Annotated in this window: 8 protein-coding genes and 1 tRNA gene; all 9 read left to right on the forward strand. The window is 45.6% G+C overall.

Annotated features, from left to right (window positions below):
• Window positions 1–62 precede the first annotated feature (62 nt).
• The gene (locus ABD772_RS15815; protein WP_345106613.1) at window positions 63–2,945 is read left to right on the forward strand and encodes a glycosyl hydrolase; all 2,883 of its coding nucleotides are present in this window, start codon (window positions 63–65) and stop codon (window positions 2,943–2,945) included.
• A gap of 25 nt (window positions 2,946–2,970) precedes the next feature.
• A complete protein-coding gene (locus ABD772_RS15820; protein WP_345106618.1) occupies window positions 2,971–3,996 on the forward strand; it encodes a glycosyl hydrolase in 1,026 nt (341 codons plus the stop codon).
• A 120-nt stretch (window positions 3,997–4,116) separates the two neighbouring features.
• A complete protein-coding gene (locus ABD772_RS15825; RefSeq protein ID WP_345106620.1) occupies window positions 4,117–6,096 on the forward strand; it encodes a glycoside hydrolase family 97 protein in 1,980 nt (659 codons plus the stop codon).
• Window positions 6,097–6,169: 73 nt separating this feature from the next.
• Entirely contained in the window at window positions 6,170–7,288 is a 1,119-nt protein-coding gene (locus ABD772_RS15830; protein WP_345106623.1) for a PAS domain-containing sensor histidine kinase, read from the forward strand.
• Between the two features lie 79 nt (window positions 7,289–7,367).
• Window positions 7,368–7,442, forward strand: a tRNA-Val gene (locus tag ABD772_RS15835).
• Window positions 7,443–7,652: 210 nt separating this feature from the next.
• Window positions 7,653–8,408, forward strand: coding sequence for a hypothetical protein (locus tag ABD772_RS15840; RefSeq protein WP_345106627.1), 756 nt, complete (start codon window positions 7,653–7,655; stop codon window positions 8,406–8,408).
• A 661-nt stretch (window positions 8,409–9,069) separates the two neighbouring features.
• Window positions 9,070–9,408: a hypothetical protein gene (locus ABD772_RS15845; RefSeq protein ID WP_345106630.1), complete on the forward strand. Its 339-nt coding sequence runs from the start codon at window positions 9,070–9,072 to the stop codon at window positions 9,406–9,408.
• Between the two features lie 434 nt (window positions 9,409–9,842).
• Entirely contained in the window at window positions 9,843–15,578 is a 5,736-nt protein-coding gene (locus ABD772_RS15850) for a DUF5977 domain-containing protein (RefSeq protein ID WP_345106632.1), read from the forward strand.
• 5 nt (window positions 15,579–15,583) lie between these two features.
• A partial coding sequence (locus ABD772_RS15855) for a DUF6443 domain-containing protein (RefSeq protein WP_345106635.1) occupies window positions 15,584–17,615 on the forward strand: 2,032 nt, incomplete at its 3' end.

Below are 17,615 nucleotides of genomic sequence, written 5' to 3' on the forward strand. Positions count from 1 at the left end.
GATTTTTAGCCTAAGTTTGGTAAGCCGATATAAACACATCCGACATTCTGGACTAAATAACCATGAGAAAAAAGCAGTTCTTCATAGCCACTTCGGTGCTTTTAATTGCAGGTGCAGCATTTGCGCAGGTGCCCAAAAACATTAACGCGACATCAAACATTGCCGATCCGGACATGCAAGCCAATTTCAAAACGCCGCCGCACAGTGCACGCCCCTGGGTGTTTTGGATGTGGTTAAGGGTTGATGCTGATGAGAAAGCCATTACTGCCGACCTGGAAGAGATGCACAAAAAAGGCATCGAGGGTGCTATTTTATATGAAAGCGGGACAGGTTATGAGCCCAGCTCGATGGTAGCCAACATGGTTTTAGAAGGTAAAAAGTATGTGGTAAAACAGAGAGAGGATTTAAAAGGCGCATTCCAGTCGCCGTTACCAAGACCTATCCTGAAACCATGGAATAGTCGTGTCCGCGAACTGTTCAGATACGCGGCTAAGGAAGCCAACCGCATTGGGATAAAGTTCGTACTGAGTGTCGGTCTGGCAGGAACCTCCGGACCCATTGACCCTGAATACGGCCAGCAGGAGCTGATATGGTCAGAAAAAGATATTGCCGGCGGGCTGGTGATCGATGAACAACTTCCTGAACCGTCGCAAAACGTATTGGCTACCCATGCGTCACTTTCTGCGGCGGCGGCCGACTATAAAAAGAAATTAGCCCGAATGCCGCTGACGGTGAAGAACGAATTCAAGCGACACGAGATAGCGGTGCTTGCTATGCCCGATGAACCGAATGTAAATGTTTCGCAGGTTATTGACCTGTCAAATAAAATAGATGCTGAAGGTAAGCTGAAATGGAACGCGCCTGTGGGTAAATGGAAGATCATGCGCTTTGCCTACCGGCCAACCGGGCATCGTGATGTTTGGGGATACTTTACTGACGGCATGAGCAGCGAAGCGCTGGATACGACCTGGAACACTACCGTTGGCAAGATGCTGAAAGAAATGAAGCCTGATGAACGTAAGGGCTTATATGGCGTTGAAGATGATAGCTGGGAAGGCGGTGAAACCACCTGGACAAAACTGTTTGCGCAAAAATTTGCAGCACAGCATCAATATAACCTGATTAAATGGCTGCCTGCCATCGCGGGCATTACACTGAATGATACCACGGAAACAGACGGCGTGCGCCGCGATTATTACCGCACCATAGCCGACCTGATAGCCACTAATCATTATGGGCACTTGCGCGAACTGGCCAACAAAAACGGGCTGATTTGCTATTCGGAAGCGGCAGGGCCAAATACGGCACAACTGGATAACCTGAAAAACTCGAACGCCGTAAATATGGCCATGGGCGAATTTTGGGTCCCCTCGGTACACCGACCTACACCCGAGCGGCGATTTCTGCTACGCAATACCGCTACGGCCAACCATGTTTACGGTAAACGTGTGACGGCTTGCGAGGCCTTTACCTCTGTCGGCCCGCATTGGGAAGAAAGCTTTTTTGACTTGAAAAATGTAGCCGATCAGGCTTTTTGCGACGGGTTGAATTTGAATGTGTTTCACAATTTCAGCCAGTCGCTTGTGGTTGATGCCAAGCCTAACTATGTTTATTTTGCCGGGACGCATTACAGCCGCAATGTTACCTGGTGGGATGAGACTCCGGCATTTAATGCCTATATGGGTCGTTGCTCGTACATGCTGCAGCAGGGGCTTTTTGTTGCCGATGCGCTCTATTATATTGGCGACGGCATCGGTCATGGCGAGCAAATGAAATCGACACCTGCGTTGCCTGCCCAGGGTTATGATCATGATAACTGTAATTTAGATGTGCTGCTACATCGCGTTAGCGTAAAAAATGGCCGCCTGGTATTGCCCGATGGCATGAGCTACAAAATGCTGGTGTTGCCAAATCAGCCCAAAATTACTTATGCAGCATTACAAAAGATTGCAGGGCTGGTAAATGGAGGGGCGATAGTTGTTGGTCCGGAACCTGCGGGTTTGGCCGGATTGGTTTTAAATGCCGGTGACAACGAAAAAGCTAAAAAGATAATAGCCGATTTATGGTCGCCAACGGCCAGGTATCATGTTATCAGCAGCAAAAACCCTGCGCAGGTATTAAAAGACATTAAACTGCCGCCCGATTTTGAATATGCCGGGCTAAGCGATAGCGGCGATATAGACTGGATACATCGCCGCGTAGCCGGTACCGATATTTACTTTGTAGCCAGCCGTTGGGACGCTAAAGAAAAGTTGAACTGCACTTTCCGCGTAAGCGGCAAACAGCCCGAGCTATGGGATGCCGTGACAGGAGAAATCCGCCTGGCGAAAGCATTTACACAAAGCAATGGCCGCACTACGGTGCCGCTGGAGTTTGATCCGCGTGGTTCTGTATTTGTTGTTTTCAGGAAGCCAATAGCGCCGACAGCAAAAGGAACAGCAAAAACCAATTATCCAACCTATATTACCAAATCGGCGATAAATGGTAGTTGGGTATTACGTTTTGACCCGAAATGGGGCGGCCCGGCAAAATTAGCTATCGACTCGCTGAAAGACTGGACGAAGTTTGACGATTATAATATCAGGCATTATTCGGGCACGGCTGTCTACCGCAAAACCTTTGAGGTTGCCAAAGCCAATGCCGGCAAAAAACTGGTGCTCGACCTCGGCGAGGTGCACGAAGAAGCGGTGGTAAAAGTAAACGGCGTCAACCTGGGTGTTGTGTGGACAAAGCCCGCCCGCGTCGATATCAGCAAAGCCGTACATGCGGGCCAGAACAAATTGGAAGTGACCGTGGTAAATCTGTGGCCTAACCGTTTGATCGGTGATGAGCCGCTGCCGCAAGAAAAGCGGTTTACGCGCACTAACATACACAAGTTTAGTAAAGACACACCGTTGTTGCCGTCGGGATTGATCGGCCCGGTAACTTTGAAGGAGGCTGAATAAAGCGAGACGATTTACCTTTCATAACATGAGCCCGTTAAAGAAAATATGTTTATATGGTATACTGTTCTGCAGTATAAAAGCGTATGCGCAACAAATGGAGTTGTCCAATAAAAACGCGTCGCCCGAGGCTAAGGCTTTATATTGCTATCTTCAGGCTATGTATGGCCACAAAATGCTGGCCGGGCAAATGACGTCTAACTGGGGTTTTGATGAATTGAAATATGTGCTCGACTCGACGGGCAGGCTGCCGGCCATTCGCGGGCTGGATTTTATAGATAGTAGTAAAAACGAAAAAGAAGTAAAGTTTGCCAGAAAATGGTGGCGCAAAGGGGGTATCCCGACTATTATGTGGCATTGGGGCGCACCATCTATCGGTAGTGGTTATGAGAATACCAAAAAGGAAGTCGATATCGATAAAGTATTTGAGTATGGCACACCCGAGAACAAAGCTTTCTGGAAAGAGCTTGACGAAAAGGCAGAGCTGCTCGAAAAATTAAACCGACGGCATATCCCGGTTTTATGGCGGCCCTTTCACGAGCTAAACGGCAGCTGGTTTTGGTGGGGCAAAAAAGGCCCTGCGCAATTTAAACGGCTTTGGATAACCATGTACAACTATTATGTACATGAAAAGCATCTGGACAACCTGATATGGGTACTGTGTTATGCTGATAAGCCAGACGGTGCCTGGTACCCCGGCAGGCAATATGTAGATATAGCCGGGGCGGATACCTATCAAACAGAAGAAAAAATTCCGCGCCTGGCAATGTACAACAGGGTTAAAACAATCGTGGGCGACGAGATGCCCATACCTATGCATGAGTGCGGCGTTCCGCCTGATCCTGCAAAATCTTTCAAAGAGGGTATTAAATGGTCCTGGTTTATGGAGTGGCACACCAATTTCCTGACCAAAGTACCAACGCCGCAATTGCGTGATGTTTATAGTAGTGACCTGGTAATAACATTAGATAAAGTGCCGGATATCATGGCTGTGTATGGAACAGACAGAACTTCTTTATGGCGTAGAATTAAAAATTTCTTTGACCGGCTGTGATTCATGGGTACCCGCCCATCATTTTATCAAAACGCTCAACCTATATGGATACGCTGCTGCTTTATAGTCAATATGTAGAGATTGTTTGATACATTAGCATTCAAACCAATTGTTTTTTTGATGAGAATTATTAAACCGTTTGCCTGGTTGGCGCTGCTGTTTGTTGCACAGCCATTGATTGCTCAAAAAGTGAGTGTCAAATCGCCCGATGGAAATATCCGTTACCAGCTGACCTTGACCAATGGGCGTCCTGTATACCGCGTAAGCTACAAAGGCAACCCTATTATTAACAATTCAAGTGTTGGGCTGGCATTTAAAGACAGCGGCAACTTTGCGTCGAACTTGAAAATGCTTAAACCGGTTTACAAAAGCGGAGTGGAGCAATATGACCTGGTAGTTGGTAAAACCAAACACGTAAACAATAGCTATGAGCAAGCTATAGTGCCTCTTGCGGAAATTAACGGGCTTAAAAGGAGTATTAACATTGTTGTCAGAGTGTTTAACGACGGACTTGCTTTTCGGTATGAATTTCCGCAGCAAAAAAATTGGTCGGCCTATACATTGACAGACGAAAACAGTGAATTCAATGTAGCCGGAGATCCGCAGCTCAGGATATTATCTTTTAAGACATACAACAACGCCCATGAAGGTTTATATGAGAAGGTGCCCCTGAGCAAGTTGAAAAAGGACGCGCTGGTAGATATGCCTGCGCTGTTTGAATTCCCTGATAAGGTTTATATGGCAATTACCGAAGCCAGTCTGCGTGATTATGCGGGCATGTATCTGGGTAAACATAATGGCGGGCTGATCAGCAAATTATCGCCATTGCCGGGTCAAACCGAAATTAAGGTAAAAGCAGTTATTCCGCATCATACGCCCTGGCGCGTAATGATGATCAGTGACCGGGTTGGCGCTTTGATTGAGTCGAACATCATCACAGATCTGAACGAGCCATCAAAAATAAAAGATGTATCGTGGATAAAGCCGGGTAAGACTTCCTTTCACTGGTGGAATGGCGATGTGATGCCTGATACTTCGTTTATGCCCGGCGTAAACTTTGAATTCAATAAATATTATATTGATTTCTGCGCCCGTAATCATATCCAATATCATTCGGTTATCGGCTATGGTGGCTTTGCCTGGTATAGCAATAACTGGCCGGGCTATGGTACACCGGGAACGTATTCGGACGTCACCAAGCCCGTTGGCTCGCTGGACATGCAAAAGGTGTGCGATTATGCCAAATCAAAAGGCGTGGGGATACACGTGTGGGTGCATTGGCAGGCGCTATATCCGCAATTAGAAGAAGCCTTTACACAATTCGAAAAATGGGGTATAAAAGGCATGATGGTCGATTTTCTGAACCGCGACGACCAACAGATGGTGAAGATCCAGGAAGAGATATTACAACATGCGGCGGCGCATCACTTATTTATACAATTCCACGGCGCCTATAAGCCAACGGGGTTAAGCCGGACATATCCTAATGAGTTTACCCGTGAGGGAACCTACAATTATGAAAATAACAAATGGCTGCCGCAGGGTTTACCACCTGAACACGATCTGGATATCGCCTTTACGCGGCTGCTGGCGGGGCCGACCGACTATCATCTCGGCGGGTTCAGGGCGGTGGCGCCGGATGAGTTTAAAACGCATTTTATTCGACCGATGATGATTGGTACGCGATGCCACATGCTGGCGATGTACGTGGTAATGGAGAGTTACCTGCACATGGTGGCTGATTATCCCGAAGCTTATGAGGGCCAACCAGGCTTTGATTTTGTTAAAGCGGTACCAACAGTTTGGGATGAAACCAAAGTAATAAATGCTGAACCAGGGCAGTATTTGACGGTGGCCCGCAGACATGGAACTGAGTGGTATGTAGGTACGATCAATAACAGCCAGAAGCGTAACTTAAAAATATCGCTTGATTTTTTACCAAAGGGAAATTACCGGGTAGAATTATACCAGGATGCGCCAGACGATGACAAAAACCCCAACCATCTGATTAAAAGTATAAAAATTCTCACCGATCAGGATATAATAGAAGTCGCGATTGCGGCAGGGGGTGGGCAAGCGATACATTTAATGCAACAATAAAATAAATAAACCGTAAAAAATATGTGTATAATAGTTTCGCTGTTGTCGATCATCCGCAACTGCGACCTGCTTTATGAATGAATATGCAAATACCCCCGATACAGAATTTAACCTGGAACTATTTTTTGATCTCTCGGCCGACTTGCTCTGCATAGCTGGATACGACGGCTATTTCAGAAAAATCAATCCCGCGGTTTCAAACATGCTTGGCTATACTAGGGAAGAATTGTTTTCAAGACCCATCAGTGATTTTATTCATCCGGATGATAAATCGGCGACTGCAGCCAACCGGAACAATTTAACACAGAGCAGTATTCCGCTGCTAAATTTTGAAAACCGCTATATAACTAAATCGGGCGAGACTGTTTGGTTATCGTGGACGTCGATGCCTGTAGATAGTGAGCAGTTGGTGTATGCTATTGCAAAAAACATTACGCATAAGAAAAAACAGGAAGAAGACCGGAATCTGCTGATAAAAAATTTGACAGATTTAAACAATGACCTTAAAAAGCTGAACTATACAACTTCGCACGACCTGCGCGCACCGGTGGCCAACCTGCTTGCGGTATTTGATCTGTTGGACAATACTAAAATAACTGATAATGAGACGCAGGAATTCATCCACCACTTAAAGGCTGCCACTAACAATCTGAAAAATACGCTGGACAGATATGTGGATGCGCTGGTTGAAAAAGCAACGCCACAGATTGACATGCGTGAGCTTGACCTGAACAAAACGCTGGATAATGTTTTAAGGTCGCTAAGCTCTTTAGTAAACGGCTCGCGAGCGACGATTGAGGTAGATTTCAGTAAGCTAAGCCAAATCCGTTTTAATGAAACCCAGCTTGAAAGCGTTTTTTTAAACCTGATTACCAATGCCATTAAATATGCTAAGCCCGGCGAAGCGCCATATATATCAATATCATCGCAACAGGTAAATGGCATAAACCAGGTAACGTTTGCCGACAAAGGTATTGGGTTCGATATGAATAAGGTTAAAGATAGATTATTTGGGTTTCACCAAAAATTTCACGACAACTCAGATGGAAAAGGAATTGGCCTGTACCTGGTCTATAATCATATTACCGGCTTAGGCGGTAACATTACGGTAGAAAGTAAGGTTAATGAAGGGACGGTGTTTACTATTTCTTTTAACCGCCCAACCGGGCAGGAAGTCCTTTTTAAGGCTTAAGATCAAACAAATAAATATTATTTAATTTTTTATTTTGAAGAGTTGAGCAAGACTTCTATATTTGCAGTCCCAAAACAAAGGGAGCATAGCTCAGCTGGTTCAGAGCATCTGCCTTACAAGCAGAGGGTCACAGGTTCGAACCCTGTTGCTCCCACAAGATAGAAAGCCCTTAGATTAAGTTCTAAGGGCTTTTTTGTTGTTTGGAGGGTCTTCTAGGGCCATGAAAACAGTTGATCCGTTAGTACATCGTAGTACACGAGTCGGCCACAACCATCTGGGGTGAGGTTAAAGAATAAACTTTGATAACTTAGAAACAAAACCAAATCCTTTTTTGTAGTTTATACGTAGATCATGTAACACTACTATGAAGAAATTAAATAGAACACTTTGGCTTTCAGTTGGTATATTGGCCATCACAATATCTGCCAAAGCTCAAACCGGAATTACTAAAGACATTGCAGGTGCCATGCAAATTCAAGGAATGTTTCGGCCGAGCAAGTTAGGTCAACTAAATGGGATTCTTAATGCAAATAGCATTCCCTCACTACCAGATAACAACTATTGGCTCAATCTGTCTATGAATCACGTTCATAAAAAGTTTATAATAGAAGACGGGATAGGCGCTAGTTTCACATCATCTTCTGCCCCAAATACGGCAAACGGCATCAAGGCAAAGTACAACCAATTTCAAATCTATGGAAGAGCGGGATATAACGTTTCTACTCATGAAAACATGCGTTTCTTCCCTTTTGTTGGTTTAAATCTATCAGAAGCTATGTTACGTATTCGTGACGACCGACGCACGCAAAGCACATCCGAGTTTTCATCTGAGTTGCTTAATTCAACCTCCAGCAAAACACTGTGGAACCCTAGAGCGGGTTTTGAATTTGGAGCAGGTTTCGATTACCTGATTGGTGTTAAAGATAAGCGGTTCGATAATTACACTATACATCGCTCTATACCAATTGGGGTAAGGATTGGCTATTACCTACAGGCTTCTAACAGCAATTGGAGGATTGATGATAATTACAAGCTTAACAATGGACCTACCGATAAACAAAGCAATGTATTTGTTAATCTTAACATCGGATTAGGTTACAAAGTCCAACGCATGCCTTAATCAGTGATTAAATAAACTCACTATCCTTTCCCGCTTTTTGGGCGCTTACACCGAGAAAGGACCACAGATCGAATATTTAGCTTCATCATAGCTGAAACAGGTAAGAGCTTTTCCTGGTAGCTTGCCTTGCAAACCTTCGGCGCGAGAATATTGAGCCAAGGCATGCAAGAAACACCATCTCATTTATCGGCCTCCCGGTTATGCATCCCATTACTAACGAATCAGCAACCCAGGCATAAGTTTTTATCGAAGAAAATAAATTGGTAGTATAAGCAAAAGAAGAAACCCGGACAGCTTTTGGCTGGGAGCTTTAATCCCTTCGCAACATATACTGTAGATCTCGCAGCATCTTCGGGTGTAAGAGTGATAGGTTTTGAGTTTATGGATGCAAGACAGCAGGAGAATGTTTTAGTTTTTGAAGAATACCGGGATACTTGATCACTGCTGTTAAATTTAATTCAATGGACATTTGTCGTTCAAAGCCTGATGGACCCATTGTTTACCATACCAGATGTTAAAAAGTACAATACGTACCAACAGCGTATCTGCACCAAGAAACATTGGGAGGCCTTAACCAACGGGTAACAAATAATCTTTATTAACGATAACCTTGACAATTTGTTTCTCGTTACCTAACTTTAACCTACTTAACAACCTTATCATGAAAAAAGCCTGTCTATCGTTAGCGATAGCCGTTTCGGGTTATTGCTCTTACGCACAAACAAATACTTTTCCATCTAGCGGTAACGTAGGTATTGGTACAACAACTCCAACCAAGCTTCTGCAGAAAACTGGCGATGTTGGATCAAATAATTTATTGTCATTAAACAACAGTGATGATATTGATGGATGGGCTACTATTTTGTTTACAAGTGTTAAAGGCCCCAAAAGCTGGGATTTCGGAGAAAATGTAGGGGCGGGCTTGAATATATATAGGCTTCGCGACTTGACAAGTCCGGTAGTCCTCTACGAATTATTATACGCACATCTCGAAACGTAGGTATCTGAATACTCCACCTGGCCCGTTATTGTCAATGGGTAGATGTCGGTATCGGCACATCTTCTCCGGACCAAAGGTTGACAGTCAACGGTATAATCCGCTCAAAGGAAGTTAAAGTAGATAAAAGCATTCCGGTTCCTGATTATGTTTTAAAAAACATACAAGTTACCTCAATGTGCAAATCAACATTTGCCCGAAATGCCGTCAGCATCGTAAATGGAAAAGGGCGGAATAAATCTTGGCGAGGTGAATTTAAACTACTTAAAAAAGTCTACGAATTAACCCTTTACCTAATGATAAAGACAAACAGCTAAACGAGTTTGAATCGGAGCTAACCGGGCTTAAGAAACAAGTAGTAGCCATGAAGAATAGGGTGTCAAAAAAATAAAAGTATAAGTTTCCTTATTAAACATTAACGTATGAGTTGTCGTGACTTGAAAAAAGTTTCTGCTTTATTTATCAGCATTCTATTATATTCTTCAAACATCTGTTTCGCTCAGTTAGGCAGTTTTGTTAATGGTAGCAGTACTTATGTGCCGCCTTCGGCCAATGCTTCCGCATTATTACAATATGCGAATGTGCCTGTTAATGAGCATACAGGTATAGCATCAGTTGTATTACCGGTAGATCAATTGGCTGGTAGACAAATTAATACACCTATTACTTTAAGTTATCATGGTTCAGGTATCAAAGTGCAGGATATTGCGAGTAACGTAGGATTAGGATTTGTATTAAATGCGGGTGGTGTACTTACACGTGTTATGCGCGGCCTGCCCGACGAATCTTCGCAAGGCTATCAGCATAACGGCAAAAGGGTCTATTCCAGAGACGTCGACTCTGTTTACCTGAATGCAGTTATCAATAATAAGGTGGATGGTGAGCCTGATATATTTTACTTTAATTTTATGGGGCACACCGGCAAATTAGTGGTCGATACGCTGGGGCATCCACAGTATTTGCCAGATCAGGGTATCAGGGTAATTAAGCACCCAATACACAATAGCGCCGACTCTACACAAAATGCCTGGATATTAAAGGATTTTAATGGCACTACCTATGTTTTCGGCGCTGATACATCGTCTAAAGAACTAACCGTAACTAATCTTGTCAATCAGCCAATAAGTAAAGCTATTACCTATATATCCAGCTGGTACCTGACCCAAATTATATCTCCGGATGGCAAGGAAACCGTCAACTTTAAATACAGCTCTGGGCCAAATCAGGTTGATACCTTATACCGAACTATAGTTACTTATAAGATACATCGCTATTGTATTGATACACGGACAGGCATCTTTTCAAGCCATATACGGCATACAGAAACGCAGGCACCTTTTGGTGTTGATACTACCGATGTAAGTACAACAGTGCGGGTTTTAAATGCCAAATTTCTGAGCTCAATTCAAAACGACATAGGCTCCGTTACGTTTTCTTACACCCCCCGCGAAGATCTGCAAGGCGGACAGGCGTTAAACCAGATAAAGGTCTTCAATATTTATGACAATAGCACCCCGCTTAAAACTTACACGTTTAATGAAGGTTATTTCTTGAGTCCGAGTCCCGCCAATCCTTCTGAAGCCGATTCAAAAAGGCTCAGGCTGGATTGTGTTACGCTGCAGGGAAGAAGTGATGAGATAAAACAACTTTACTCGTTTACCTATAACCATCAGGCTACACTACCTTCGAGAAAATCTGACGAATTTGACCATTGGGGTTATTATACCTCATTAAATAGCAGAGGCAGTTTCCCACCGGTTAATCTTATTGAGGAAAATGGCAATTATGATGACGGATTTGATGTGAGAGGCTCAGACTCGGTTAGGATGCAAGCCTGTATGCTAAACCGTATCAGGAATTTAAATGGCGGCTACACCAATTTCATCTATGAAATAAACAAGTACCAATACAACAATAAAACAAGTTATGGCGGCGGCCTGCGCATACGTTATGTAATAGAAAACGACAGCCTGGGCCAGGTGATACCCATTACCAAGCAATACTTATATCTTTTGGACGACGGTACCGCAAGCGGCATGGTATATAACACTAAACCTTATTACATACAAGGGTTAACTAATTACAAAGCCGGAACTATTGTAAACCCTATTCCAAGTTTATTAGGCTATGAATTAAATAACTTAAAAAAGCCATTAACAGTAGTCTCAAATGCCGTAAGCATAGCTTTAACCATTGCGGGTATCTCGAGCCCGGTGGGTCTGGCTGTTGATATCGGCGTAAGCTTGCTGGCGCCAGCCGTAGGCGACGCCTTTGCTTTTCTATTCAAAAGAACGCACAAATATACTGCTGATAGCCCTCCTTTTGTTTATTCATCTGCACCTTTAAATAATTTATTTGATATAAATGGGGCGAGTGTTACCTACAGCCAGGTCGAGGCTATTAACGGCGATGGCGGTAAAACGGTTGACTATTATACCAGTCAGCAAGAATACCCGGACAGTACCAGCAGCGTCATCTTAAATTGTTTTGCTAAACCCGTAAAAGCGGCTTATGGTAACGCAGGGGCATATCCTCCGTCTACCTCATTTGATTTTGAAAGAGGTTTGTTAAAAAGAAGCTTATTGTTCGATAGCAATAATAAGCTGGTTAGCTCAACAACCAATACCTACCAACTCAGCAACAGGGTCACCTCGGTAACTGGCCAAAGGCCTTTTGTTAATGGTTATGCAACATTAGCGGACAATACGCTGCAAGTCATCACCTACAATGTCGGGATCTATAACGAGGTGGCCGAAAATATTCAATTAACAAAGACCAGCACACAGCTATTCGATCAGGCCGATAATGGCAATTCAATAACCAATTCAACCAGTTATAGCTGGGAGCCTGATTATCCAACGCTAATGCGATCACAAAGTACCTATCGCAGCGACGGCAATTTATTGGTTAATTATACAACCTACCCAATGGATTACCCCTCGGGAACTCCTTTTTTGGATGATATGAAACACCATAATCTGCTAGCCAGTCCAATTGAACAGGTAAACACTTTAGTGCGACAAACCGGTCCTGAAGACTTGTTAGGAACCTATATCACAGGCGGTGTAGTAAATCGGTTTAAAGCCGGCGGCTTAGGCCTTCCGGACACTACCTTTACGGTAAACGCTGCCTATCCTATCTCATTAAGTAATTTTAAATTTTCAAATCAATTAAAAGGGATCATTGGTGGCAATAACCAACCTTATCATATAGATGGCAGCTACACCGCAAAAGCGTTTTATCAGGCTTATAATAGTAAAAACGATCTGGTTCAATCGCAAAACTTTGGCGAGCCTTCATCGAGTACTATCTGGGGATACAACCAGGATGTTCCGATTGCCAAAATTACCAATGCTACAGCTGATAAGGTGGCTTATACCAGTTTCGAAACTAATGACCAGCAATATTGGTCGTTTACGGCTTCCGGCCGCGACTCTTCGGGTTTAGCCAAAACAGGGAAAGTTCGTTATCAGCTCAGTGCGGGTAACATCGCTACCCACAATAGTATACCTGCCGGCACCTACATAGTTTCCTTATGGACACAAGGCGCAAAACCAACCATTTCGGGTGCTTCTACAGACGTTTCAATCGTTAATGGCGAAAGTGATGATCATGGTTGGAATTTTTATATGGACAGAATAACGTTATCAGGCAGTGCTACAATAAGTTTATCGGGCGGTGGCCTGGTGGACGAAGTAAGGTTATATCCTCAGGGCGCACACATGAGTACTACGACGGTAACACCCCAGGTTGGTGTATCATCTACAAACTCGCCCGACGACAAAGTAAATACTTATGAATATGATCACCTTTTACGCATTATTACCGAGCGCGACGATCAATTTAACATCCTGAAAAAATATTCGTACTCAAACGTCGCAGCTTTAGCGTGCGGCCAGTTGCAGGATGTTTGGACGGGGATTGATCCGATATGCTACACAGACCAGACCGGTATTGTTCCTGACACTGCGCATTATTCGGCCATTGCAGCTAACAGCTATGGAAATTTGATCTGTAACATATTACGCGATACCGCTGAAACCGGGTATATGGCAAAAGTAAACTTTACTGTCACTTATTCTGACAGTACCGATTATACCACTTCTACGCTGATCAAACAGGGAGAGCAGTCATCAACAATAGGTTTGCCGCTGATTGGTAAAACAGCAGAATCTGTCAAGGCCATCTCTGTCGATTCAGTTATTAATCTATCGGATGACTACGGGGTGTCTTATCAAAAATTCACGAACAGGAAGCGTGTACGTGATAATTATACCGAGGCTAATACCCCAACCGGCGGTTTGGGGCCATATATTCCCCCTGTCAGAAGCAGCACAGGCTGCGCTTTGCTGTTTACCAATAAGGTGCAAACCGGTTTCGCCAAAAATGATTGTTCGACCGGCAACGGGTCGATTGTCGATTATACGGTGGCGGCGGGCCTATATTCGGCAACGTCGCAAGCTAAAGCCGACTCCATGGCGCGCGCCGCCGGGCAGGCCTACGCCAACGCACATGGCGATTGCAGCTACGTAGACACTACTTTTGTGGGTATAGACTCGACCTGTGTAACCAGCACCGCCGATTCGGGCTCGCCTGATGTCGCCGATTATAGCATCGGCATCAATTATATACCGCAATTTTACACGGTTACCGCCACGCTTACCCGCACTACCGGCGCGGCCGCGCATGACGCCACGGTAACCTATGCCTTAAGCTTTACCGACGGCACCTCGGCCAGCTATACAACACCGTTTTATAAAGGCCAGAGCACTATCACCATATCCCCTCCTCTGGGTGGGTATGGGCCCAACAATGTAAGGTCAATCAGTATCAGCAATGTTGTTTACAGCGGCTTGCACCGGCAGGCGTTTACTAACCGCAAACGCCTTCTCAACGGCGTGCCCGATGGTTATACCGAGACCAATACCGCAGGTAATTACTATCTGGCGCCGCTGGCCGACCCCGGCGCCTGCGACACCTGGTTTTATAACACCGCCCAAACCGGCTTTATTAAAAACGACTGCCCCAACGGGCCCGGCTCTGCGGTGAGCTATACGGTACCGGCCCATTCCGACAGTTCGACCGTATCGCTGGACTATGCCAATGCCCTGGCCCGGATACGCGGTCAGTCTTATGCCAATGCGAATGGGACGTGCTATGTTGATGAACCTATGGTGACAACCGTGGCGGGAAACGGGCAGTTTGGAGATATAGATGGCAGTGTAGGCCAAGCTGAATTTGGAATTTTAAAACGAATAGCAGTTGATCAAAATAATAATGTATATATTCCCGATGACGTCATAGGTACTGTACCGTATCCACGTATAAGAAAAATTTCTGTTGACGGCACGGTTTCAATACAGGCTGGCACCGATGAACTTGGCTACGCAAATGGCATCGGCAGTGCCGCTAAATTTTCAGGAATTGAGGGGATATCCACTGATGTTTCGGGAAATGTTTATGTATGCGATGCGGGGAACTACAGAATAAGGAAAATAACTCCTGGCCGAGTTGTAACTACATTAGCAGGTAATGGAACCTATGGTTACGCTGATGGACGAGGTACAGCCGCCAAATTCTCTTCCTTTTTAACAGGAATGTCAATTGCTTCCAATGGGGATTTATATGTTGCAGATGCTTTAAATTATAGAATACGCAAAATTACTTCCGATGGATTGGTTTCTACTGTCGCTGGAAATGGAACAAATAACTATTTAGACGGTCCTGTAGATTCTGCTGAATTTACCGAACGAGTAAATACAGTCGCATTTGATAATACTTCGGGAATTATTTATCTCGCTGAGCATGGACGCATACGTAAAATAGCCAATGGCATGGTTACCACCTTTGCCGGTGACGGCACAGAAGATATGGGCCTTGTCGATGGAACGGGAACCGCAGCAAGGTTTGGATTCATCGCACAAATGGCAATCGATGCAAAGGGGAATATCTATGTCGCTGATGCGTATAATAGCGCAATAAGAAAGGTCACTCCAGCAGCAGTTGTGACCACATTGGCAGGTGGCACTGGTGATTTAAGTTTACGCGATGGCCCAACATCTATAGCTTTATTTTATGAACCTTTTGGTATCGCTATTGATATTGCAGGAGATATCTACGTATCCGATACCTACAACAACGTCATCCGCAAAATAACTTTCCCTAAACATTGACAGCCATGAGAGCATTAAAAACCTTTTTAGTTTCTGCAGCGCTGTTACTGGGTAGTAGTTATGCGGGTTTGGCGCAAACCAGCGGCACCAATTATTTACGTACGCGCATACCGCAAATACCGGTAACCGACACGTCCAAGCTGGATACCATACCCATACAAAGGCAGGCGGTAAGCATTCAATACAGCGACGGATTGGGGCGCACTATGCAAAGCATACAGGTACAGGGCTCACCGGGGTTAAAGGACATGATCGTGCCGTTTACTTATGATAACATGGGGCGGTCGGTAAAGAGCTATTTGCCTTATGCCGATCAGGGTACCTTGGGCAGCGGCGGCTATTTCAGGAGCGGTGCTACTACCTCTGCGGTCAACTTTTACAGTCCAACGGCGCCGGGAGCGCCCAAAATACCTACCGACACCTCGCCTTTTGCGGTTAGTGTTTATGAAACCTCCCCCCTGGGCCGCGTGGTAGAGCAGGGCGAAGTGGGCGCCGTGTCGCAGCCGGGTACCGGTCATACTGTCAGGGCAAGTTATCAGGTTAATAGTGACACCGACGGCATAAAAAACTATGTTGATGATATTACCGGCATCCTCACCTTTCCGTATGCAGCGGGGACCCTGACCAAAACCGTTGTTACCGACGAGAACGGCCACCGGCTTGCTGTATGGAAAGACTTACAGGGAAGAACCGTCACCCGCACCCAACTGGATGCGCCTAGCCCTTATTACAGTACCGACTATTACTATAACGACCTGGGCCAGCTTACCTACATCTTTACTCCGCTGGCTAAAAAAGACAACAATTTTGGCAGTGACCTTTACATGTTCTACTATGACTCGCTGGGCCGGGTGGTTAATAAAAAAGACCCGGAGAAAGGCTGGGTGTACACCGTCTACAACCACAGCGACCAGCCCGTGCTGTCGCAGGACTCGAACATGCGGGCCAGACACCAGTGGGTGTATATGAAATATGATGCCGAGGGACGGATGGTGCAAACCGGCATTTATGCCAACACCACCATCACCGGGCGCAAGGCCATGCAGGCTTACTGCGATAGCTTTACTACGCTGTGGGAAATCTGGCAGCCGGGCGTGGGCTATACCAACAATGCGTTTCCTACTGCATCAACCACGCGGTATACGCAGTTTTATTATGATGATTATTCATTTCCTGAAGCCACGGGCAAGCCTTTCCAGACTAATGGTTATGGCACCAGCCCTACCGGGCGGACAATGGGTATGCTGACGGGCAGCACGGTCTACGTGCTGGGCAGCGACAGCCTGTGGCTGGCCACGGTAAACTATTATGACAAGCAGAACCGGCTGATCCAGCAGATTGGCGATAACCACCTGGGGCGGGTGGACGTGGTAAATAACCGGTACAACTTTACCGGTCAGCTTACCGGCAGCGAGCGCATCATCAGGCCTTTGCAGGATACAGTGGTTGACGTGAAGGACCGTTATGTTTACGATCACCTGAACCGCCTGATGGATACCTATGAAAGCTTCCGCGGCGCCGCCGAGGTGGATATCTCGCATAATGTCTATAATGAGATCGGTCAGAAAGTGAGCGAGGGGCTGCATGCTACGGGAACGGTTCCGCCCAATTCTATGCCGGCTACAGCAACCGATATTACAGAGAACAGCACCGTTACGGGTACCAAACAGGATGTCGCAACCAACAGCGTAAAACTTGAACCCGGCTTTTCGTACACAGCCAGCGGCGCAAACACTTATGTGGCTGCCATAGGGAAGCTGTTTGCCCAGTCGCAGGAGTTCAGGTATAACATCAAAGGCTGGGTTACGCAGATCAATAACGGTACACTCACCAACGACGGCATTACGCAGACCGACCCGAATGCGCTGTTCGGCGAGTCGATCACCTATTACGAAAGCTCGCCGCTGGCGGGCGCTACGCCACAGTACAACGGCAATATATCGGGCATGACCTGGCGCAACCGGATCGAAGCCTCGGGCAAGCCGGGCGTGGTCACCGGCGGGCAGGGTTATACGATAGGCTATGACAATGTAAACC

The organism is Mucilaginibacter panaciglaebae, assembly GCF_039539265.1.
GTDB classification, from domain to species: Bacteria; Bacteroidota; Bacteroidia; order Sphingobacteriales; family Sphingobacteriaceae; genus Mucilaginibacter; species Mucilaginibacter panaciglaebae.

What these genes read in the sequence shown, in the direction of transcription:
- ABD772_RS15815 (WP_345106613.1), top strand. Translation starts at nt 63, where the DNA reads ATGAGAAAAAAGCAGTTCTTCATAGCCACTTCGGTGCTTTTAATTGCA.
- ABD772_RS15820 (WP_345106618.1), top strand. Translation starts at nt 2,971, where the DNA reads ATGAGCCCGTTAAAGAAAATATGTTTATATGGTATACTGTTCTGCAGT.
- ABD772_RS15825 (WP_345106620.1), top strand. Translation starts at nt 4,117, where the DNA reads ATGAGAATTATTAAACCGTTTGCCTGGTTGGCGCTGCTGTTTGTTGCA.
- ABD772_RS15830 (WP_345106623.1), top strand. Translation starts at nt 6,170, where the DNA reads ATGAATGAATATGCAAATACCCCCGATACAGAATTTAACCTGGAACTA.
- ABD772_RS15840 (WP_345106627.1), top strand. Translation starts at nt 7,653, where the DNA reads ATGAAGAAATTAAATAGAACACTTTGGCTTTCAGTTGGTATATTGGCC.
- ABD772_RS15845 (WP_345106630.1), top strand. Translation starts at nt 9,070, where the DNA reads ATGAAAAAAGCCTGTCTATCGTTAGCGATAGCCGTTTCGGGTTATTGC.